A 22153-nucleotide genomic window follows, 5' to 3' on the forward strand; every position below is an offset into this window, starting at 1 on the left:
CGTGACTGAACGCCGTTCGGGTGCGAGCCTAGGTCACCGTCCGACCTGCCGGGATGTGACGTATGTCATGCGCCGTCCCGGATCCGCGCGTCGTAGGCGCGGCGGGCGTCGGCGTCGTAGTCGAGGAACAGCGTGTCCAGCCCGTACCGGTGGGCCGCCGCGCGCCGCACCCGGTCCGGCAGCAGCGCGCCGAGCCGTACCCGGGACGCGAGCCGGCGCGGCACGACGACCTGCGGGCGCGGCCGGGCGACCAGGTCCACGACGGCCGCCGCGACGTCCTCGGGCGCGTTGTTCGGCATCCCCTTCGGGCTCCGCGTCCCGGCGATCAGCTCGGTGGAGGTGAACGACGGCAGGACCGCGCTGACGTGCAGCCCCTGGTCGAGCACCTCCAGCCGGGCGGCCTCGGTGAACGCGACGACGGCGGCCTTGCTCGCGTTGTAGAGCGCGAGCCCCGGCGTCGGCAGGACGCCCGCGAGCGACGCGATGTTGACGACGTGCCCCCGCCCGCGCGGCGCCATCCGCGCGACGGCGAGCTTGGTGCCGAGCATGACGCCGTGGACGTTGACGTCGAGGCAGCGCCGGGCGTCCGCGTCGCTCTCCTCGGTCAGCGGCCCGATCGGCATGATCCCCGCGTTGTTGACCAGCACCGACAGCGGCCCGAGGGCTTCCTCCACGCCGTCGAGGAAGGACGTGAAGGACGCGCGCGCCGTCACGTCCAGCGGGAACGCGGGCACGCCGAGCCGCTCCCCCGCCGCCCGGACGGCGTCGGCGTCGACGTCCCCGAGCGCCACGAGCGCGCCCCGGTCGCTCAGCGCGCGGGCGGTGGCCAGCCCGATGCCGCGCGCGGCCCCGGTGATCGCGATGACCTTGCTCATGACGCCTCCAGCGGGTCCAGGCGGACGGGCAGCCCGTCCTTCGGCGACGGCAGGGACGTCGTGTCCAGCGGCCACGTGTACCGTCCGGGCACACTCCACCGATACCGCAGCAGCCACTGATGCATGATGCTCTTCACCTGCATCCCCGCGAAGTGGAGCCCGATGCATTTGTGCGCGCCGCCCCCGAACGGCTCCCACGCGTACCGGTGGACCTTGTCCTCGCGGCGCGCGAACCGTTCGGGGTCGAAGCGCTCGGGGTCGGGCCACCACTCGGGCATGCGGTGGTTGGTGAGCAGCGGGACGACGACGGTCGTCCCCGCCGGGATGTGGTGGCCGAGGATCTCGGTGTCGCGGACGGCGCGGCGCGGCAGCGCGGGCACGGGCGCGACGAGCCGCAGCGCCTCCTTCATGACGAGGTCGACGCCGGTGAGCGCGTCCAGGTCCTCGAAGGCCAGGACGGGCTTCCCGAGCGCCAGGGATTCGTCCCGCAGCCGCTCCTGCCACTCGGGGTGCTTGGCGAGGTAGTACGCCATCGTGGTCAGCGTGATCGTCGTGGTGTCGTGCGCGGCCATCAGCACGAAGATCATGTGGTTGACGACATCGTCGTCGGTGAACCGGTGGCCGTCGTCGGTCTCGGCCTGGCAGAGCGCGGCGAACAGGTCGTCCCCGCCGTCCCGGCGCTTGGCGGGCAGGTGCGCGCGGAAGAAGTCCTCCAGGACGCGGCGCGCCCGCAGCCCCCGCTGCCAGCGCAGGCCCGGCACGGGGAACCGGACGTAGGCGGTCCCGGCCCGGACGGCGTCCACGAACGCCCCGTTGATCCGGTCGGCCTCGGCGCGGTCCAGGTCGACGCCCATGAACACGTCCACGGCGAGGTCGAGCGTGAGCTGCTTGACGTGGTCGTGGACGGTGAACCGGTCGCCGGGCGTCCAGGCGTCCAGGCCGCGTCCGATGCCGGGCGCCATCGCGGCCATGTAGGCGGCGAGCCGGTCGCGGGTGAACGCCTGCTGCATGATCCGGCGGTGGTGCAGGTGCTCCTCGAAGTCGAGCAGCATGATGCCGCGCCGGAAGAACGGCCCGATGTAGTAGCTCCACGCGGGGCCGCTCGCGAACACCTTGTCGCGGTTGACCAGGACGATCTCGGCCGCCTCGGGTCCCTGGACGGTGACGGTTCTCCGGCCGAGCAGCCAGGACCAGCTCACCGGGCCGAACTGCTCGTACCGCTTGGTGGCCGTGCCGAACGGGTTCCGCATGACCTGGAGCGTCTGCCCGATGTACGGGAGGCCGGGCGCGCCGGTGACGGGCTTGAGCCGGCTGCCGTCGGGGGGCGCGGCGAGGATGCGGGCGGCCATGAGTCCTCCGGGGGCGACATGCGGACGTTCGGGGGCTAGGTACCGTTCTAGCCCCGCCAGGCCAGTAAGTACAGAGTTACCAGAGGTAACGCGGCTGCCGAGAGACGGCAAAGTCTCCCCCAGGGCCCGGTGCACTGCCGGGGCGGCCGGGGCCGACGGCTCTAGGGTCGCGGGCATGTTCCCGCGCACGGCCCTGCTGGCCGCCGGTCTCCTCGTCCTCGCGCCCGCCGCGCCCGCCGTCGCGGCGCCCGCAGCCGCGCCGGCGCCCGCCGCGCTCCACCTCGGCAGCGACGGCCCCGACGTCACCCGGCTCCAGCGGCGCCTGAAGGCCCTGCACTACTGGCCGGGCGAGGCCAACGGCCGGTTCCGCGAGACGACGCGGGCGGCCGTCTGGGCGTTCCAGCACGTCAACGGGCTGAAGGCGACCGGGGTCGTGGACGCGCGGACGCAGCGCGCCCTCCGCCACCCGCACGGCCCGCACCGGCTCGTCCGGCGCTCCCGCCCGACGCGCGTCGACATCGACCTGCGGCACCGTGTCCTCGTCGTCTACAAGGCGCGGCGCGTCGTGCTGATCTCGCACCTGTCGTCGGGCTCGGGCCGCCACTTCTGCCAGGCCGGACGCTGCGGCGTCGCCCGCACGCCCACCGGCAACTTCCGCGTCGAGCGGCGCATCAACGGCTGGCACAAGTCCTACCTCGGCTGGATGTACCGGCCGCTGTACTTCCACGGCGGGTTCGCGATGCACGGCTCGCTGGACGTGCCCGACCGCGACGTGTCGCACGGCTGCGTCCGCCTCCCGATGGACGTCGGGGACCGGATCTACGGGCTCGTCCGCAACGGCACGGCGGTCTACGTCCGCCGCTGAGCGGTCAGGCGGCGCCGCGCCGTCTCGCTGAGCGGACGGTACGCGCCGGACTTGTCCCGGAAGTAGGCGCCCGGCCCGGCGGGCGGCACGCCCTCGGCGCGCAGCGCGTCGGTCAGGGGCCGGTGGCCGGGCGTCGTGGGGATAGCGTCCACGACGCGCACCACCGCGGGACGCAGCATCGGCTCCACCTTGAGCAGGGCCTCCGACACGTCCACCGGCTTCAGCTCGGTGCCCGCGCGCAGCGTCACGGCGGCGGCGGCCAGCTCGCCGCCGCCCGTCCCGACGGCGTAGACGGCGACCTGGTCGACGCCGGGCAGGTCGCCGAGCGCGTCGCGGATCGGGCCGGGCGGGACGATCCCGGTCGCGGCGCGGATCAGCTCGTCCTCCCGGCCGACCGGCCAGAAGTCGCCGTCGGCGTCGCGGCGGAACAGGTCGCCGGTGATCGTCCAGGCGTCCTCGGGCGCGAACACGCCGCGCACCGGGCGCGCGGCCGTGGCCAGCGCCGCCGGACGGACGCGCGCCAGCAGCATCCCGATCTCGCCCGGTTCGCACTCCTGCGCGAACCCGCGCGGCCCGTACACCAGGCCGCCGCGTTCCAGGTCGTAGCGGGCGAGCCGGACGGGCGCGCTGCCCGGCAGCGGACGGCCGAGCGACCCCGGCTTCGTCCCGCCGAGGTTGACCAGGATCGCCTCGCCCGTCGTGGACGCGTAGAACTCCAGCACGCGGGCGGGCGCGAACCGCTCCTCCACGCGCCGCCACAGCCCGCGCGGCATCCCCGACCCGATGAACAGCCGCACCGCGTGGTGCCGCTCCCCCGGCTGCGGCGGCGCGTTGACGAGGTCGCGCAGCAGCGTCCAGGCGTAGGACGCGACGGTCACGCCGTAGCGGCGGGCCTCGTCCCAGAACGTCTCGGGGTCGTAGCCGCTGGCCAGGGCGAGCCGCGCGCCGCTGGCGACCGCGCCGCCGAGGCTCATGAGCAGCGCGGACGGGTGCTGGAGCGGCGTGATCGAGTAGACGGTGTCGGCCGGTGACAGGGACGCCGACGACGCCGTCCCGTACGCCGACATGGCCCAGCGGCGGTTGGTGACGCGGCTCGCCCGCAGCGTCTCCCCCACCCCGGTGAACAGCACGAACGCGGTGTCGCCCGCGCGTCCGGGGTCGGGCCGGTACCAGCCGGGCAGCGCGACCGCGGACGGGTCGATGCGCTCCATGTCGTCCAGCCGGGGGTCGCGGTCGGCGCCGCCGCCGAGCAGGTGCGCGGGCACGCCGAGCGTCGCGGCGAGCGCGGCGTTCTCGGGGTCGGCGATGACGCGGGCGATCCGCGCGAGCGCCGCCTCCCGCTCGGGTTCGCCGTCCGGGCGCAGCAGCACCGCGACCGCGCCGAGCCGGTTCAGTGCGGCGACCAGCGCGAGCGCCGTCGGACGGGTCCGCATCAGCACGCCCACCGGCTCGCCGCGCCGCACGCCGATCGCGATGAGCCCGCGCACGACGGCGTCGATGCGGCTCTTGGCGGCGGTGTTCGTGTACGCGCGGCCCCGGTAGAGGAAGAACACCTCGTCGGGGCGGTGCCGGGCCTGCTCGTCCAGCAGCAGCCCGAGCGACACCCGCGTCGTGGCCTGGATGCGCTCCAGCCGGGCGAGGCGCGGCAGGTTCTGGACGGCCTGGCGCCCGAGCTGCCGGGACCCGCGCAGCGCCCGCGCCGCCGTCCCGGCCGCCGCCCGCGCGGCCCCGCCGCCCGCGCCGAGCGCGAGCCGCAGCCCGTACCCGGCGGTGCCGCCGGGCGGGGGCGGCGCCGGGTCGCCCTCGGCCGGCCGGACGATCGCGGGCATCCCCCCGGCCGCCCACTCGGCGACGGCGGGCCAGGTCTGCGCCATCGCGAGCGTCCCGACGACGAGCCCGAAATGCCCGGCCCGCAGCGGTGCCTCGTACACCGGGGCGCGCGGCGCCGCGCGCCGGATGCCGCGCACCATCGGCGGCGGCGCGATCTCGTCCACCTCGCCGACGAACGTCAGCACCGGGCAGGACAGGTCGGCGAGCGTGACGAGCCGGTCCCCGATCGTGAACCCGCCGGTGAGCATCCGGTTGTGCTGGACGAAGTTGCGGATGAACTCCAGCAGCGCCGGCCCGGGCCACGACACCCAGCCCTCGCGCTCCAGGAACCGGCGCTGCCGCTCGCGCGGGGCCAGCCGCTCGCGATCGTGCAGGGCGAGGACGAACTCGACGCGGCTGCGCACCGACTTCACCGGGCTGAGGAGCTGGAAGCCCGTCCGCGTCACCCAGCCGGGGACGTCGAAGCCGCGCAGCAGGGCGTCCGGGATGTGCTCGGCGGCCTCCCCGGCGAGCCGCGCCGGGACGCCGAACGGCAGCGAGCCGCTGATGTCGGCCGGGCTGCCGAACGTGATCACCGAGGCGACGCCCGCGCTGCGCCGGTACGCGGCGGCCTGGTAGACGAACATGCCGCCCTGGGAGTACCCGGCGAGGTGGACGTCGCGTCCGGTGGCGGCGCGGACGCGGTCCACGGCGTCGCTCACCGCGAGGACGTGGTCGGAGACCGTCCGCTCCAGCCCGCCGGGCTCGCGCTCGGGTGCCCCGAAGTCCACGACCCACGGGTCGACGCCGCGCCGGTGCAGTTCGGCGACCGCGCTGACGTTCGAGGAGATGTCGTACACCTCGGCGGTGATCATCAGCGGCGGGACGAGCAGCACGACCGGCCGTCCGGCGGGCTCCTCCGGGTGGTAGTGCCGCAGCCGGTAGATCCGGCCCTCGGCGGCGATCTCGTGCGGGGTGGCGTCGTCGCCGGTGTCCAGGCCGCCGAACCGTGCGACCTCCAGCGCGTTCTGCGCGGTGGCGGTCACACGGGCACCGATTCGGCGAAAAGCTCTCACAACGGGCGGCATCGGGCCAGTCATATCACCTGGACGATCGCCGGGAAAACCCTTGACCGCCCGCTGGTCAGCCCCTTGTCAGGCCCCGACGACCCGCGCGCCGCCCATCGCGCCCGCCTGGAGGCGCTCCCACATGTAGCGGCGGCGGGGCTTGCCGCTGGACGTCCGCTGAATCAGCCCGGACCCGACGACGATCGTGACTTCGACGTCCTCGCCGACCCGGCGGCGCAGCATCTCCCGCACGTCGGCGGCCCACGGAGCGTCGGCGGTCTCGGCGAAGAGCGCGAGGCCCTTCTTTCCCGCGCCCGGGACGCCGACGACGACGATCCGGCCCTTGCCGAGCTTGGTGACCTCGGCGATCTTCGCCTCCAGGTCCTCGACGTAGACCGAGCGGCCCCGAACCTTGATGGAGTCGCCCATGCGTCCGAGCACGAAGAGTTGGCCCTCGTGGAAGAACCCGGCGTCGCCCGTGAAGACCAGTGTTCCCCGGCCGGCCGACCCCGGCCGGCCTCCCGTGCCGTGCTCGAAGCGCGTGGACTTGCCCTCGGCACCCGCGTAGTAGCCCTTGCAGGCCGACGGCCCGCCGACGACGATCTCGCCGAGCCGTCCGGCGGGCAGTTCGTTGCCCGCGTCGTCCACGATGGTGACGGGGACGTCCGGCTCGGGCGTGCCGCACCCGACGACCCAGCCCGCCTTCGCGCCGACCGAGTGCGGCCCGAGCGTGTGCTGGTCGAGGATCCTCACGGGCTCGCCGAACGCCAGCGACTCGCTGTCGGGACGCACCGCGAGCGGGTCGCGCGCCTCCTTGTCCAGCGAGATCAGCAGGGTCGTCTCGGCCATGCCGTAGGCGGGACGGAACGCCGTCCGGGAGAACCCGAACGGCTCCAGCAACTCGGCGAAGACCTCCAGCGAGTGCGGGTCGATCGGCTCCGCGCCGATCAACGCCATCTTCCAGCCGGACAGGTCGATCCCTTCGAGCTGCTCGGCCTTCACGCGCCGCGCGACGTAGGCGTACGCGAACGGCGGCGCGGCCGTGTGCCGGGCCTCGGCGAAGCAGCGGATCCAGCGGGCGGGGTCGCGGATGAAGTGGTCGGGACGCAGGAGGCGCAGCGTCCCCTGCCGCGCGATCGGGGTGATGAACGTGCCGATCAGGCCCATGTCGTGGTACAGCGGCAGCCAGGACGCGACGACGTCGCCGTCCTCGTAGTCGGAGCTGCGGACGATCAGGTCGCTGTTGGCCGCCAGGTTCTCCCAGGTGACCATGACGCCGCGCGGCGCGCCGCTCGACCCGGACGTGAACTGGAGCAGCGCGAGCTCACCGGGCTCGCGCAGCTCGGCCTCGTCCGCCGCCTGCCGGGGCCGCCACGGCGCACCGGCCAGCCCGGCGCGTTCCATCGCGGCGGCGGTGTCGCCGGCCAGCTCGTCGGACGCGACGACCAGCGACGGCCGAGCCTGCCGCAGGATCGCCGCGACGTGGTTGACGTAGTCCTCGCCGCTCTGGAACAACGGCGGCGTGATCAGGCACACGGTCGCGCCCGCGACCCAGACGGCGAAGTAGGTCTCGATGCAGGTGAAGTCGGTCGGCAGCACCACGCACACGACGTCCCCGGGCCGCACGCCCTCGTCGATGAGCGCGGACGCCGTGCGCCGGGCCGCCGAGGCGATCGCGCCGTAGTCGCGGAACTCCCACCCGTCGCCGTCGGCCGCCAGGTGGACGCCGCGATCGGTGTTCGGCTTGTCCAGCCAGTCCCGCAGCGCAGTTGCCATCGTTTCCCCTTCACAGACGTGACCCGTGGGTAACTTCACCAGCGCCGCAACGTCCACGTCAACCGAAACGAGCAGGAAACGGGGGGTAGGCCGCAGATGTATGTGATCCGGCTTACAAACGGCCCCTCAAGATCGTTCACCTGACGTGATTCTCGCAGGTCGTCCCGGTTGTTACGGTTCGCGCTGCCGGGTCCGCCCCGGCCCCTCGGACCAAGGAGTTCACCCATGCAGAACCGGCGTGCCTTCTGCCGTACCGCAGCCGTTACGGCCGGCGCGGCCCTGGGCGGCGGCCTCCTCGCCGCGCCCGCCCGCGCCTCGGGAGCGCGCGTCGTCGCGGAGAAACGACTGGGCAGCCACATCGTCGACCTGACCGTCCACTCGGCGGCGATGAACCGCGACCTGCCGGTGCGGCTGATGCTGCCGAACGGCTGGTCGAAGACCGCGGACCGGACGTGGCCCGTCGTCTACGCGTTCCACGGCGGCAACGAGAACTACCAGGCGTGGAACAACCACACCGACATCGCGGCCCGCTCGCTGCGCCGCCAGGTGATCGTCGTGATGCCCGAGGGCGGCTACGCGGGCGGCTACACCGACTGGTGGAACTACGGCTTCGGCAACAGCTACGCCTGGGAGACGTTCCACCTGAAGGAACTGCGCCCCCTTCTGGAGCAGCAGTACCGAGCGGGCACGAAGCGCGCGGCGTTCGGCCAGTCCACCGGCGGCTACGGCGCGCTGATCTACGCGGCCAGGCACCCGGGGATGTTCAAGTACGCGGCGGCCTACAGCCCGTTCGCGTCCCTGCTGACGGCGGGCGTCTCGACCGTCATGAACACGGGCCTGGACGGCCTGAAAGGCTGGAACGGCCTGGGCTTCAACGTCGACAAGTTCACAATGTGGGGCGACCCGTTCTGGCAGCACGACATCTGGGTGCAGCACGACCCGGTGTCCCAGGCGGCGAACCTGCGCGGGACGAAGCTCTACGTCTCCGTCGCCAAGAACGGACTCCCCGGCCCCCTGGACCCGCCCACGGCCCAGTTCGCCGACCCGGCCGAGGCGTTCTGCTACTACACGACCAAGCCGTTCCTGGACCGCCTCAACGAGTTGAAGATCCCGGTGACGACCCACCTCTACGAGCGGGGCACCCACTCCTGGGTCTACTGGCAGGACGAACTGGACCGCTCGTGGCCCGCGATGATGCGAGCGATCGGCGCCTGACGAGAGGGACCGGCCGCCCCGCAAAGGAGAAACGGGGCGGCCGGGCAGATCAGGACGTGGTGAAGGTCAGGTCACCCGAGCCGAAGTGGACGGACCCGCTGACGTCGATCTTGTAGTGGTAGGTCGTGGCGGCGTTCAACCCCGGACGATAGAAGGACGCGTACGCCACCCCGGACGCGTTGGCGGTGACGTTGACCGTGGCCGTGGAGCCATAAGAAGCGCTGGTTCCGTAGCTGAGCGTCGCGGTAGCCGAGGTGCCGGGTTCGAGGTGCACCGTGCCGATGACGGACTCATTGCCGGTCCCGGAAAGGGCGATGGCGTTGGCCGACCCGAACCCCGTGGGAACGAACGTGGCGTCGGAACTGGCGATGAGCCCGGCTTCATTGGCCAGGTGGACCCGGAAGTGGTACGTCGTTCCAGGGGTCAGGCCGGTCGCCTGGTACTGGTACGGCGTGGTGTTCGCCGAGGCGATCGGGTCGAAGCCGACCGTGGAGCCGTAGGCGGTGGTCGTCCCGTACTCGATCCAGCCGAAGCCCGGAGAGCCGCCGAGGTCCACGGTCCCGTAGACGGTCTCGTTGCCGTTCCCGTCGTCGTTCCGGATGTTCTTCGTAGGGCTGGCAGGCGGCGAGCTGGGCGGAACGGTCGAGAGCACACAGCTCGCGGTCGTATTGCTCCACAACGATTGGACGGCGAACGTCCCCGCACTGGTCGTGACATTGCCCTGGGGGTTCTTCCAGGAGCACTTGTCGGCGTTCTCCTGGCTGTTCGAGTCGGACCAGGAGTTGAGCAGCGGATCAGTGATCGACTCGACGAGTTCGTGTCCCGCGACCATGCTGACCCCGTCGAGCAGGCCGCTCGCACCGGGGTTGACGACGTTCGTCCCGCAGTTGCTCTTGTCGGTGTTGTACGGCAGGTTCGTGTAGGTGACCTGCGGCATGGCCCCCAACCCGATCGTGCCGTGGTAACCGCAGTAACTGATGCCGAAACCGCCCGAACTATGGCCGGTGGGGGTCGCGACAATGATCTGGACGTTCAGGTCGTCCGCCACCCCGAAGTGCTGCGCGGCCCGGTCGGCTTCGGCCCGGATGTCGTCGTAGGTCGGGGTCGCCGGGATCGCCGTGGTGCTGGACCAGGTGCCCTTCAGCAGGTCGGCGGGCGCGCCGGCACCGTACTGGAGCACGGACTTGACCCACGGTGTGCCCCCGATGGAGGACAGAAAGTTCTCCAGGTAGGGCTTCTCTCCGCTGGGGTCGGACGTCCATCCCCAGTAGTCGATGTAGACGACCGGCGCGGTCTGGACGACACCCTTGAACGCCTGGAGCTGCGGCTCACCCGCGGCGACCTTCGCCTGGGCACCGGAGCGCGGCGCCATGACGTGAATCTTGGGCGGTTTCGGCTGAGCCTGGGCTCCGGCCTGGTGAACGGCGTTGACCGACAGGATCGGAAGCGCCATCGCCAGGATGACGGCCCCCGTCCGACGCAGCGCTGCTCGTGTCGCGGACAGCAAGAAGTCTGCTCCTCGAAAAGAAGGATCACTGCCGGTGAGGGCGGCAGCGCGCAGACGCGGCGGGGAGACGGCTGCCGGTGAAAGATATTCACAGGCAGTTCGTTTTCTAACTCAACAAATTGAGGACTTCCGCCGACCGAAGACTCAGCTTTCTGAGCCGAACCACCCTGACCGAGGAGAACCGAGCCCGATGGCGGGCAGTGCGATCCATCACGTCCGACGCCGCAGGACGAGCGAGCCGATACCACGCCACCCGAGCAGAGTCACCCCGAGAAAAATGAACGCGACGACAACGAACGCGAAGGCCGTCCCCTGCCCGGAAACACGACGCAAGATCATGCCCACGACAACAGTGGACACCCACAGAACAACCCCGACGGGCACGAGCGAAAAAGGCCGAACCCAGGCCCGGGAGACAAGCCACCCGACCACCAGCCCGACAAGGAACGGCCAGGCCGTATGAAGAACACCGCCCAACCCCCCAAGACCTTCATGCGTACGCCGCCCGAGAACGACGAAAACAACCACACAAAGCCCGTCAACCAACACAAACCCAAAACGAGAGAACACACCCCAACCCTAGAGGGGGCGTGGGGGGCGGAGCCCCCCACATCGGGGGGCACGGGGGGTCGTCCCCCCGATAAAAGGCGAAGGTCCGCTTGGGAGCAAACGAAGTTTGCGACCAAGCGGACCCCGGATCCGTAGCGGGGACAGGATTTGAACCTGCGACCTCTGGGTTATGAGCCCAGCGAGCTACCGAACTGCTCCACCCCGCGGCGATGTCTTAACTCTATGGGGGCGGGGGTGCTTACGCAAACGGGTTAGGGCGCGGGGGTGTCGTCGCCGGGACGGGCGGAGCTGAGGACGAGGGTCAGGACGGACGCGAGGATGATCAGATCGAAGGCCATCTGGACGGTGACGACGGCGCGGGCGGTCTGCCCGGTGGCGACGATGTCGCCGTAGCCGACGGTGGTCAGGGTCGTGACCGCGAAGTAGAAGGCGTCGAGCCGGGTGGTGATCCCGTGGAACTGGTCGGCGAGCGTGTAGTAGCGGGCGGCGAACGTCACGGAGACGGCGGTGACGACCGTCGCGAGCAGGGCGAGGCGTTCGCCGATGCGGCGCGCGCGGAGGGCCCGGCGGGCCTGGACGGCGACGAGGTACGTCAGGAGGAGGAGCGCGGCGAGCGCGCCGGCGAGCCGTACGAAGCCGTGGCCGCCGCGCAGTTCGCCCCAGCGCAGCGGGACGGCCCAGTACCCGCCGACCACGGCGGCGCAGCCGATCAAAGCCCGTACCCATGCGCGGATCTCCGCCATCGCTCACCCCATGTGGGGGTAGCGGTGGTCGGTCGCCGGGACGAACGTCTCCTTGATCGAGCGGGGCGACGTCCAGCGCAGGAGGTTCTGCGGCGATCCGGCCTTGTCGTTCGTCCCCGAGGCGCGTCCGCCGCCGAACGGCTGCTGCCCGACGACGGCGCCGGTGGGCTTGTCGTTGACGTAGAAGTTCCCGGCGGCGAACCGCAGGATCTCCTGGGCGCGGGCGACGGCGGCGCGGTCGGTGGCGATGACGGCGCCGGTGAGCGCGTACCGGGCGACGGATTCGAGCTGGTGCAGCGTGTCCTCGTACCGGGCGTCGTCGTACACGTGGACGGCGAGGATCGGCCCGAAGTACTCCTCGGTGAAGATCTCGTGCGATGGATCGGTACCGACGAGAACGGTAGGCCGCACGAAGTACCCGACGCTGTCGTCGCACGCTCCCCCGGCCAGTACCTCGACGGTGGGATCCGCGGCGGCACGTTCGATAGCGGCCTTGTTGCGGGTGTAGGCGCGGGCGTCGATGACGGCGCCGAGGAAGCTGCGCAGGTCGGTGACGTCGCCCATCGGCAGCGCGTCGACCTCGGCGGCGAGGGCGTCGCGGAGTCCGTCCTCCCAGAGCGAGCGCGGGACGTACGCGCGGGACGCGGCGGAGCACTTCTGCCCCTGGTACTCGAACGCGCCGCGCACGAGCGCCGTCTTCACCACGGCGGGGTCGGCGGACGGGTGCGCGACGACGAAGTCCTTGCCGCCGGTCTCGCCGACGAGACGAGGATACGTCCGGTAGCCCGAGATGTTCTCGCCGACCGTCCGCCAAAGGTGCTGGAACGTGGTGGTGGACCCGGTGAAGTGGATTCCGGCCAGGTCGGGATGGGTGAGCAAGACGTCCGAAACGGCCTGCCCATCGCCCGTGACGAGGTTGATGACACCGTCCGGCAGCCCGGCCTCGCGCAGCAGCCGCATCGTGAGGACGGCCGCGTACGTCTGCGTCGGCGACGGCTTCCACACGACGACGTTGCCCATCAGCGCGGGCGCGGTCGGCAGGTTCGCGGCGATCGCGGTGAAGTTGAACGGCGTGATCGCGTAGACGAACCCCTCCAGCGGCCGGTGGTCGGTGCGGTTCCACACCCCGGGGCCGCTGATCGGCTGCTCGGCCAGGATCCGCCGCGCGTAGTGGACGTTGAACCGCCAGAAATCGACCAGCTCGCACGGGCTGTCGATCTCCGCCTGCTGGACGGTCTTGGACTGCCCCAGCATCGTCGCGGCCACCATCGTCTCCCGCCACGGCCCGGCGAGCAGGTCGGCGGCGCGCAGGAAGACCGCGGCACGCTCGTCGAACGGCAGCGCACGCCAGGCCGGGGCGGCGGCGAGCGCGGCGTCGACGGCGTCCCGGGCGTCCTCGCGCGTCGCGGCGCCGAACGTGCCGAGCACGGCGGCGTGCCGGTGCGGCTGGACGACGTCGGTCTTCGCCCCGCCGCCGAGGCGCTCACGCCCCCCGATCGTCATCGGCAGGTCGATCGGGCCGGCGGCCAGCTCGGCGAGCGCCGCCGTCAGCCGGGCGCGCTCCGGGCTGCCGGGCGCGTAACCGTGGACGGGTTCGTTGACGGGCGCGGGGACAGAAGTGACGGCGTCCATGCGGGGGACCTCCTCAGCGGGAGACGAGGGAACGGAGGAAGAAGGCGAGGTTGGCGGGACGCTCGGCCAGCCGGCGCGTGAAGTAGCCGTACCAGTCGACGCCGTAGGGCACGTAGACGCGCATCGTCTCGCCCGCCGCCGCGAGCCGCCGCTGCTCACCGGTCCGGATGCCGTAGAGCATCTGGAACTCGTGGCCGCCCGGGGCGCGTCCGGCGCGGACGGCGAGGGCCTTGGCGATGTCCAGCATCCGGGGATCGTGGCTGGCGACCATCGGATAGCCGTCGCCTTCCATGAGCAGGCGCAGCGCCCGGACGTACGCGCGGTCCACGTCGGCCTTGGCCTGGTACGCGACGGACGGCGGCTCGGCGTAGGCGCCCTTGACGAGCCGCACCCGCGACCCTTCATGGACGAGATCGCGCAGATCACCCTCCGTCCGCCGCAGCATGGCCTGGATCGCGACGCCCGTGGACGGGAACTCCGCGCGGAGCTTGCCGAGCACGGCGAGCGTGGAGTCGACCGTGGTGTGGTCCTCCATGTCGAGCGTGACCGTCATGCCGCCCCGGTGGGCCGCGGCGGCGACGGCGAGCGCGTTGTCCAGCGCGATCGACGCGCCGTCGCCGGGGAGCGCCCGCCCGAGCGCCGACAGCTTGACCGACGCCTCCGCGCCGTCGGCGAGGCCGTCGGCGGCGAGCCGGTCGAACAGCCGCAGGTAGGCGTCGCGGGTGGCGTCGGCCTGCGCCCGCTCGGTCGTGTCCTCGCCGAGGTGGTCGAGGGTGACCCGGAGCCCGTGCCGGGTGAGGTCGCGGACGGTCCGGAGCGCGGCGTCCAGGTCCTCCCCCGCGACGAACCGGTCCACGACGCTCCGGGTGGGCGGCAGCGCGGTGATCGCGTCGCGGAGCCGCGCGCTGCGGGCGGCCGCGAGAAGCAGGGAACTGGCCACGAGTTCCTCCCCGAGGTCTAAGGGTCTGACCTGACGGTAAGAAGCGTCCTTCGCCGGGGCATACAGTCAAATGTCACGTCAGTGGCCACGATTGTCGCGACAAATGTCAGAGGGAGGGCGGATGGCCGACGATCTTCAGGAGGTCACCGAGCGGACGGCCGAACTGCTCGGGGCTCCCGCGACCCTGGAGGACCGCGACTTCCACCTCGTCGCGTACGCGGCGCACGGCACGACGATCGATCCGGTGCGGATGGAGTCGATCCTGCACCGCCGCTCGACGGAGGCCGTCCGGTCGAGGTTCGAGCGCTACGGCATAGCCCGCGCGACGGGCCCGGTCCGCATCCCCGCCGACCACGCGGCGGGCGTGCTCGGACGCCTTTGCCTGCCCGTCCGCTGGAACGGCGTGACCTACGGCTACCTGTGGCTGCTGGACGACGAAGAACGCATCGACACCGCCCGCGCCGCAAGCGCCGCCCCTCTCTGCGAACGCGCGGGCCTGCAAATGGCACGCCAGGCCAGAGAACGCGGCGACCTAGGCCTGAAGCTGGCCGAACTACTCTCCACCGACCACGAAGTACGCACGAGAGCGGCAGCCGACGTCAGCATAGAAACCCCGGTGGCGGTAGCAGTCCTGAGAGCCCAAGGCACAGACGTCCTGAACCCCTGGCAACTCCCCCGCTCCGTCCTCACGACGACGTGGGAAGGCGACCACGTCCTGCTGGTCCCGCTACCGGGCCGCGACCCGTCCTCGGTGGTCGCGCGAGCGAGGAGCCTGCTGGAGGAGCGCAGCAGCGGCCCGGTGACGGCGGGAATCCACGAGCACTGCGCGTCCCTGACCGGAGTCCGCGAAGCCTGGCAGCGAGCGAGAACAGCGGCACGGGCAACCGAACCGGGCACAACGAGGACGTGGGACTCCCTGGGCGCCCTGCGCCTGCTCCGCTGGTCCGACGACACGTCCCTCAACGAGGCGATCCTCACCGAGGGCATCACCCGTCTCCTGACCAACGCGACATTGACCGACACGGCCCGCCTGTTCCTGGAGAACGCGGGAGCGATCAAGCCCACGGCCGAGTCCCTGGGCATCCACCGCCAGACCCTCTACCACCGCCTGACGAGGATCGAAGCCCTCACCGAACTGGACCTGACAACAGGCCAGGACCGCCTGACCCTGCACCTGGCCCTGACCCTCTCCCCCCACCTAACGGCCCCCTGAACGGCACCAGGGCCTCTCATCAGGTTGTTCTTCTTTAGGTGCGGCCGGACGAACCACAAAGCCATGACCACAGACAGACCACTACACAGAAAAAGGACCAAAAAGGCAAAAACGACCAACAACCAAGCCACAAAGGGGGCGTGGGGGGCGGAGCCCCCCACATCGGGGGGCACGGGGGGTCGTCCCCCCGACAAAAAGCGAAGGATCCGCCCGGAAGCAAACCAAAGGTTTGCGACCAGACGGATCCCAATCCGTAGCGGGGACAGGATTTGAACCTGCGACCTCTGGGTTATGAGCCCAGCGAGCTACCGAACTGCTCCACCCCGCGGCGATGTCTTAACTCTATGGGGGTGCGGGGGCTTACGCAAATTCAGGGGCAGGAGGGGACGGCGCCCTTGCCGGTGGTGAGGGCTTCGAGGGCCTGACGGGCCTGGTGGAGGTTGTCGGCGCGGACGAGCCGGAGGCCCTTGGGCCGGACGGGTGCGGCGTCGGCGCAGTTGCCCTTGGGCGTGAGGAAGATCGTGGCGCCGGCGGCGCGGGCGGCGATCATCTTCTGCTGGATGCCGCCGATCTGCTGGACGGTGCCGTCCGGGTCGATCTGGCCGGTGCCGGCGATGAACTTGCCGCCGGTGAGGGCGCCGGGGGTGAGCTTGTCGACGATGGCCAGGGAGAACATGAGGCCGGCGCTGGGGCCGCCGATGTCCCCGACACTGATGTTGATCTTGAAGGGCATCGTGTAGCCGGTGCCGAGGACGACCCCGACCACGGCTCGCTTGCCGTCGTCGGACGCGACCGTCGTCAGCGCGATGTTCTGGTCCTTGCCGCCGCGCCGGACGGTCAGGACGGCGACCGAGCCGGGCCGCCGCTTGCTCATCCGCGCCGTCACCTCGGACACGGCGGCGACCTTCTTGCCGTCCAGCGCGACGATCTCGTCCCCGGCGCGGAGCTGCCCGTCGGCGGGCTTGCCCTTCTGCACGGCCTGGACGACGATGTGCGACGGAACGGCGATCCCGAGTTCGCGCAGCGCGGCCACCTGGGCGCTCTGCTGCGAGTCGGCCATCTCCCGCGTGTTCTCCTCGTCGACCTGCTTCTGCGTCTGGTTCTTCGGGAAGTAGGTCTCCTCGGGGACGACCGCGACGTCCTTCTTCAGCCATCCGTTGAGAATGGTGAGCAGGTCCATGCGGGCGCCGGGGCCGCCGCGGAACGAGACGGTCGTGAAATTGAGGTGCCCGGTGTCGGGATAGGTCTGCCGGCCGTCGATGCGGATGACCGGCTCGCCCTTGTCGTTGGTGCCGAGCGTGTTGCTCGTGGGTCCCGGCATCAGCTCCACGTAGGGCACTTTCAGGACCGACGCGACCGCGGCCAGCAGCAGGACGAGGACGCTCGCGACGGTCAGGGTGACGGCGTGTCGGGACATGGCGGAAACTCTATGCGCCCGGGGCCGTTCAGCAGGCCCCGACCCACTCGTCCCCGCCGTCGGAGAATTGCTGGTGCTTCCAGATCGGCACCTGCGCCTTGAGGTCGTCGATCAGGCGGCGGCAGGCGGCGAACGCCTCGGCGCGGTGCGGGCAGGACGCGGCGACGACGACGGCGAGGTCACCGACCGCGAGGTCGCCGACGCGGTGGACGGCGGCGAGCCCGCGGACGGGGAACTCCGCCGCGACCTTGCCCAGCACCGTGCGCAGTTCGTCCTCGACGGAGGGGTGGGCGCTGTAGGAGAGGGCGCGGACGGCCCGCGCGTGGTCGTGGTCGCGGACCGTTCCGACGAAGAGGGCGACGCCCCCGGCGGCGGGGTCGCCGACGGCGGCGAGGACCTCGTCGACCGACAGCGGCGCGTCCTGGACGCGGGCGAGCCGGATCGGATCGGCGGCGGGCGCGGGCACATCGGTCACGCGCCGCACATTACCCGGCGGACGGTTCCCCGTCGTCGTCCGGCTCGTCGGGTTCGAGCGTCAGCGCGAGCGCGTCGGCGAGGGCGGGGACGAGGTCGGGCCCGAGGAGCACCTCGTCGTCGCTGTCGTGGCGGCGCAACCGGAGGGCGGAGTGCCGGGTGCCGTCGCGCAGCACGCCGACGATCATCCGGACGTCCTCGCGGCCGGGGTGCGCGGCGATCCACGCGGCGGCCTCGGCCTCGTCGTCGGGGATGCCGTCCTCGGCCTCGGGGGGCAGGACGACGCGCTCGATGACGAGGGCGCAGCCCGCGACCGCGTCCGGCCATGCGATGGTGGCCAGGGACTCCTCCACCGATCCTTGTGCGGGGAGTTCGGGTTGTTCGAGGGCGGCGAGCGTCTCGCCGTCCGCGCCGATCCCGAGTTCGTCGGCCAGTTCGGGTTCGGCGGTGCGCAGCTCGGCGCTCGGGACGAGCGCGTACAGCCGCGGCGGCGCGTCCCATCCGCCCGCCGCGGTGTGACGTTCCAGGTCCCGTACGACTTCTTCCAGAAGGCTCACGGAACCATCTTGGCGGCTCGGGAAACGGCGCGGTGCGGGAACCCCGGGCAGAATCGGTAAGTTGCTTAGACAGGAACCGGCGGGGTCCGCCGGTCGCGTGAACGTCGAAACGGAGTAGCCCCTTGACCTTCCGGACCCCAGGCCCGGGGCGCGGGCTCGGCTCCGGCCGGAGCCGCCTGGTGGTGCCCGTGCTGGTCGCCCTCGCCGTCCTGCTGATCGCGTACCTGGTGTTCACGGCGGTGTGGACGAACCTGCTGTGGTACCGCTCGATCGGTTTCTCCGGCGTCTATACGACGCAGCTCTCGGCGCGCGCCGTCCTGTTCGCGGGCTCGGGCCTGCTGATGGCGCTGGCCGTGGGCGCGAACATGGTCGTGGCGTACAAGGTGCCGCCCGCGTACCGGCCGCTGTCGGTGGAACAGCAGGGGCTGGAGCGCTACCGGGCGATCATCGACCCGCGCCGGCGGCTGGTGACCGCGGGCGCGCTGGTCGCGCTGGGCGTGCTGACGGGCTCGTCGGTGATGGGCCAGTGGCCGACGTGGCTGGCGTTCCTGAACCGGACGCCGTTCGGCGTGGAGGACCCGCAGTTCCACAAGGACGTGTCGTTCTACGTCTTCACGTACCCGTTCCTGCGGCTGGTGCTCGGCGTGGTGTTCGCGACGGTCATCCTGTCGATCGTCGCGGCGGTGATGGTCCACTACCTGTACGGCGGGCTGCGGTTGCAGGGGCCAGGCGACAAGGCGAGCCCGGCGGCGCGGGCGCATCTGTCGGTGCTGGTCGGGCTGTTCGTCCTGTTGAAGGCGTTCGCGTACTGGTTCGACCGGTACGGGCTGGTGCACTCCGAGCGCGGCGTGACGACCGGCGCGTCCTACACCGACGTGAACGCGCTGCTCCCGGCGAAGACGATCCTGGCGATCATCGCGCTGATCTGCGCGGGGCTGTTCCTCAGCAACCTGCTGCGGCGCGGGATGATGCTGCCCGGCGTCGGGTTCACGCTGCTGGTGCTGTCGGCGATCCTGCTCGGCGGGGTGTACCCGCTGGTGATCCAGCAGTTCCAGGTCCGTCCGGACGAGCTGGCGAAGGAACGCCGGTTCATCGAGCGCAACATCGAGGCGACGCGGCGGGCGTACGGGGTGGACGGCGCGCAGGTCGTCGCGTACGGCACCCAGGTCGAGACCGACCCGAAGAAGCTGCGGGCGGCGAAGGCGACGATCGACGGCGTCCGGCTCCTGGACCCGAACGTGGTGAGCGAGACGTTCCAGCAGCTCCAGCAGGTCCGCCCGTTCTACCGCTTCCCCGACATCCTGGACGTCGACCGGTACCTCATCAACGGCAAGCCCACCGACACGGTCGTCGCGCTGCGCGAGCTGTCGGGCGCCCCGGCCGGGCAGCAGAGCTGGGTGAAGGACCGCATGGTCTACACCCACGGGTACGGCCTGGTGTCGGCGCTCGGCGACCAGCTCGCGGACGGCGGCGTACCGAACTTCCTCACCAAGGACATGCCCGCGAGCGGCGACGCGCAGATCAAGGTGGAGCGCCCGCAGATCTACTTCGGCGAGCGCTCGCCGTCCTACTCGGTGGTCGGCGGACGCGGCCAGCAGGAGCTGGACTACCCCGACAACAGCGCGGCGGGCCAGAAGAACAACACCTACGCGGGCAAGGGCGGCGTCCCGATCGACTCGTTCTTCCACCGGCTGCTGTACGCGACGAAGTTCCAGGAGAAGAACCTCCTGCTGTCGGGCGCGATCAACAAGGACGCGAAGATCCTCTACGACCGGACGCCCCGCGAGATGGTGCAGCACGCCGCGCCGTGGCTGACGGTGGACGGCGATCCGTATCCGGCGGTCATCGACGGGCGCGTCCAGTGGATCGTGGACGGCTACACCACCGCGACCGGCTACCCGTACTCGGAGAACACGAGCCTCGGCAACGCCACCCGCGACACGATCACCGACACCCGGTCGGCGGTGGCGCGGCAGGCCAACGACACCATCAACTACATGCGCAACTCGGTGAAGGCCACCGTCGACGCCTACGACGGCACCGTGAAGCTCTACCAGTGGGACACCTCCGACCCGGTCGCGAAGACGTGGATGAAGGTGTTCAAGGGCACGGTGCAGCCCCGCTCGGCCGTGCCGAAGGCGCTGGAGGCGCACTTCCGCTACCCGCAGGACCTGTTCAAGGTGCAGCGGCAGATCCTCGCCAAGTACCACGTGACGGACCCGTCGGCGTTCTACAACGGCGAAGGCTTCTGGGACGTCCCCGAGGACCCGGGCGCCAAGGGACGCCGCCAGCCGCCGTACTACCAGAGCGTCCAGATGCCGGGCGCGCCCGGCAAGAGCTTCTCGCTGACGACGGCGTTCAACCCGCGCAACAGCCCGAACCTGGCGGCGTTCATGGCCGTCACGTCCGACCCGGGCAACTACGGGCAGATCAAGATCCTCCAGTTGCCGCGGACGCCGCCCGCGCAGGGGCCGGGCCAGGTGCAGAACTCGTTCGAGACGGACCCGCAGGTCAAGGACGCCCTCTACAAGCTCCAGCAGGGCAACACGACCGTGAAGGGCAACCTGCTGACGATCCCGTTCGCGGGCGGGCTGCTGTACGTCGAGCCGATGTACGCCAAGGCGTCCGGCGGCAGCGAGCAGGCGCCGTACCCGCTGATGCGGCAGGTGCTCGTCCGGTTCGGGGACCGGATCGCGTCCGCCGGGGACCTCCCGGCCGCGCTGGAGAAGATCTTCGGCGACGGCCCGGCGCCGTCCACCGGCGGGGACGGCGGGGACGGCGGCACGACGCTGACCGGCGACGCGCGGCAGGCCATCGCCGACCTGCAGAAGGCCGTCAACGACTTCGAGGCCGCGCAGCGCAAGAACGACTACGGCGCGATGGGCGAGGCGTGGAAGCGGATCAAGGCGGCCAAGGACGCGCTGGCCAAGGCCGGCGCGGCCCCGAAGGCCACGCCGAAACCGACGCCGACGCCCGGCAACTCCTGAGTCAGCGGCGGCGCCGCCGGGCGCGGCGGATCGCGGCGGCGGCGCCGATCGCCGCGACCGTCGCCCCGGCGGCCGTCGCCATCGTGGCCTCCTTGCCGCCGACGCGGCGGCCGACGACGGCGTGCCGCCCGGCCGTCTCCTCGACGAGGACGCGCAGCGCGGCGGCGTTGTCGTAGCGCGGCTTCCAGCCCGCCGCGCGCAGCCGGGCGCCGTCCACGGCCCACGGGTAGGCGACGAAGTGCAGGTCGGTGGCGGGCGCGGGCGTCATGCCGAGCCGGTGCAGCCGCTGCGCCATCCCGAACGTGAGCGCGGCGGGCAGCTCGAAGGAGCGCTTGCCGGTGATCTCGACGGCCTCGTCCAGCGTGAGCCAGCCGTCCGCGCCGACGGCGAGCGGCCCGGCGAGGTCGGCGGTGACGACGAGTTCGAGCGCGGCGGCGAGGTCCTCGATGTGGCAGAACTGCCAGCCCGCCGTGCTGCCCTTCACCGTGAGCAGGCGCGGCGCCTCGAAATGCCGGGTGATGACGGTGTCGATGCCGGGCCCGACGAGCGCGGCGGGCCGCACGACGGTGACGTCCAGGCCCGGGTGGACGCCCGCCGCCGACGCCGCCAGCTCCTCGATCTCCAGGTAGTCGCCCGCGACGCTCTCGTTCTCCTCGGCGCGCAGCGGGGCGTCCTCGGTGAGCGGGACGGGGTTGGTCGGGTCCGCGCCGTAGACCATCGCGCTGGTGACGAGCACCACGCGGCGGACGCGGGCCGCGGCGGCGGCGAGCACGACGGTCTGCGCTCCGCGCACGTTGTGGGTGCGGCGCTCGCGCGCGTCCAGGTCGGGCGAGCAGACCAGGTCGAGATGGACGACGACGTCCACGCCGGCGAGGCGTCCGGTCAGCAGCGGGTCGCGGACGTCAGCGACCCGCCACACGGCGCCGTCGACGTCGCCCCGGTGCGCGTCGATCGCGACGACCTTGCGGATCTCCTCGCTCGCGACGAGGCGGGCGGCCAGCAGCCGTCCGGTCCCCTCGGCGGCGCCGGTGACGGCCACCACAGGCCCCTGGCTACGCCGAGGGCGAACCTTGCCCGTTGCCACGGAGGTGCCCCCTTCCTCGGGTACGCGACGTCGCCGCGACCGGCTAACGTTGCTGATATGAGCCCATCATGCA

General features: G+C 71.6%; 17 protein-coding genes and 2 tRNA genes. 4 read left to right on the top strand and 15 right to left on the bottom strand.

Translation table 11 applies throughout. The features are described 5' to 3' along the window. Positions 1 to 65: 65 nt before the first annotated feature. Complete coding sequence (locus BTM25_RS17075; RefSeq protein ID WP_103563860.1) at positions 66 to 875, bottom strand: SDR family oxidoreductase; 810 nt, start codon at positions 873 to 875, stop codon at positions 66 to 68. Continuing rightward, positions 872 to 2224: a cytochrome P450 gene (locus BTM25_RS17080; protein WP_103563861.1), complete on the bottom strand. Its 1353-nt coding sequence runs from the start codon at positions 2222 to 2224 to the stop codon at positions 872 to 874. The genes BTM25_RS17075 and BTM25_RS17080 overlap by 4 nt, the downstream gene beginning before the upstream one ends. Positions 2225 to 2399: 175 nt before the next feature. Here BTM25_RS17080 and BTM25_RS17085 point away from each other — a divergent pair, with 175 nt between their 5' ends. Then, positions 2400 to 3089, top strand: coding sequence for a L,D-transpeptidase family protein (locus tag BTM25_RS17085; RefSeq protein WP_103563862.1), 690 nt, complete (start codon positions 2400 to 2402; stop codon positions 3087 to 3089). Here the strand turns inward: BTM25_RS17085 and BTM25_RS17090 are convergent. Continuing rightward, positions 3074 to 5944 (bottom strand): AMP-binding protein, encoded by a 2871-nt coding sequence (locus BTM25_RS17090; RefSeq protein ID WP_235828450.1) that lies wholly within the window; start codon positions 5942 to 5944, stop codon positions 3074 to 3076. The genes BTM25_RS17085 and BTM25_RS17090 overlap by 16 nt on opposite strands. 108 nt (positions 5945 to 6052) lie before the next feature. Beyond that, positions 6053 to 7741 carry an AMP-binding protein gene (locus BTM25_RS17095; RefSeq protein ID WP_103563864.1) on the bottom strand — a complete coding sequence of 563 codons (1689 nt, stop codon included), beginning with the start codon at positions 7739 to 7741 and terminating at the stop codon, positions 6053 to 6055. A 225-nt stretch (positions 7742 to 7966) separates the two neighbouring features. Here BTM25_RS17095 and BTM25_RS17100 point away from each other — a divergent pair, with 225 nt between their 5' ends. After that, the gene (locus tag BTM25_RS17100) at positions 7967 to 8956 is read left to right on the top strand and encodes an alpha/beta hydrolase (protein ID WP_103563865.1); all 990 of its coding nucleotides are present in this window, start codon (positions 7967 to 7969) and stop codon (positions 8954 to 8956) included. A 49-nt stretch (positions 8957 to 9005) separates the two neighbouring features. On the opposite strand, the gene BTM25_RS17105 is transcribed toward BTM25_RS17100, so the two are convergent. The 6 genes from BTM25_RS17105 to BTM25_RS17130 form a co-directional block, all read right to left on the bottom strand. Further along, a complete protein-coding gene (locus tag BTM25_RS17105; protein WP_146059066.1) occupies positions 9006 to 10328 on the bottom strand; it encodes a fibronectin type III domain-containing protein in 1323 nt (440 codons plus the stop codon). Positions 10329 to 10673: 345 nt separating this feature from the next. Next, the gene (locus BTM25_RS17110) at positions 10674 to 11033 is read right to left on the bottom strand and encodes a DUF3054 domain-containing protein (RefSeq protein WP_103563867.1); all 360 of its coding nucleotides are present in this window, start codon (positions 11031 to 11033) and stop codon (positions 10674 to 10676) included. Between the two features lie 132 nt (positions 11034 to 11165). Then, a tRNA-Met gene (locus tag BTM25_RS17115) sits at positions 11166 to 11239 on the bottom strand. A gap of 45 nt (positions 11240 to 11284) precedes the next feature. After that, positions 11285 to 11776: a potassium channel family protein gene (locus BTM25_RS17120; RefSeq protein WP_103563868.1), complete on the bottom strand. Its 492-nt coding sequence runs from the start codon at positions 11774 to 11776 to the stop codon at positions 11285 to 11287. Positions 11777 to 11779: 3 nt separating this feature from the next. Beyond that, on the bottom strand, positions 11780 to 13408 hold the full coding sequence (gene pruA / locus BTM25_RS17125; protein WP_103563869.1) for an L-glutamate gamma-semialdehyde dehydrogenase: 1629 nt from the start codon (positions 13406 to 13408) through the stop codon (positions 11780 to 11782). Between the two features lie 13 nt (positions 13409 to 13421). Further along, positions 13422 to 14348, bottom strand: a complete 927-nt coding sequence (locus BTM25_RS17130) for a proline dehydrogenase family protein (protein WP_103563870.1) — start codon at positions 14346 to 14348, stop codon at positions 13422 to 13424. 121 nt (positions 14349 to 14469) lie between these two features. On the opposite strand from BTM25_RS17130, the gene BTM25_RS17135 reads away from it, so the two are divergent. Then, entirely contained in the window at positions 14470 to 15561 is a 1092-nt protein-coding gene (locus BTM25_RS17135; RefSeq protein WP_168212135.1) for a PucR family transcriptional regulator, read from the top strand. Between the two features lie 254 nt (positions 15562 to 15815). Here BTM25_RS17135 and BTM25_RS17140 read toward each other — a convergent pair. The 4 genes from BTM25_RS17140 to BTM25_RS17155 all read right to left on the bottom strand — a co-directional run bounded on the left by BTM25_RS17140 (position 15816) and on the right by BTM25_RS17155 (position 18009). Continuing rightward, positions 15816 to 15889, bottom strand: a tRNA-Met gene (locus BTM25_RS17140). Between the two features lie 42 nt (positions 15890 to 15931). Further along, a complete protein-coding gene (locus BTM25_RS17145) occupies positions 15932 to 16978 on the bottom strand; it encodes a YlbL family protein (RefSeq protein WP_103563872.1) in 1047 nt (348 codons plus the stop codon). 28 nt (positions 16979 to 17006) lie between these two features. Continuing rightward, on the bottom strand, positions 17007 to 17453 hold the full coding sequence (locus tag BTM25_RS17150; protein ID WP_103564689.1) for a molybdenum cofactor biosynthesis protein MoaE: 447 nt from the start codon (positions 17451 to 17453) through the stop codon (positions 17007 to 17009). 10 nt (positions 17454 to 17463) lie between these two features. Beyond that, positions 17464 to 18009, bottom strand: coding sequence for a PPA1309 family protein (locus BTM25_RS17155; protein WP_103563873.1), 546 nt, complete (start codon positions 18007 to 18009; stop codon positions 17464 to 17466). A gap of 122 nt (positions 18010 to 18131) precedes the next feature. Here BTM25_RS17155 and BTM25_RS17160 point away from each other — a divergent pair, with 122 nt between their 5' ends. Continuing rightward, positions 18132 to 20996 carry a UPF0182 family membrane protein gene (locus tag BTM25_RS17160; protein ID WP_103563874.1) on the top strand — a complete coding sequence of 955 codons (2865 nt, stop codon included), beginning with the start codon at positions 18132 to 18134 and terminating at the stop codon, positions 20994 to 20996. 1 nt (position 20997) lies between these two features. On the opposite strand, the gene BTM25_RS17165 is transcribed toward BTM25_RS17160, so the two are convergent. After that, entirely contained in the window at positions 20998 to 22038 is a 1041-nt protein-coding gene (locus BTM25_RS17165; protein ID WP_205648128.1) for an NAD-dependent epimerase/dehydratase family protein, read from the bottom strand. Positions 22039 to 22153 lie beyond the last annotated feature (115 nt).

This window comes from Actinomadura rubteroloni (assembly GCF_002911665.1).
Taxonomy (GTDB): domain Bacteria; phylum Actinomycetota; class Actinomycetes; order Streptosporangiales; family Streptosporangiaceae; genus Spirillospora; species Spirillospora rubteroloni.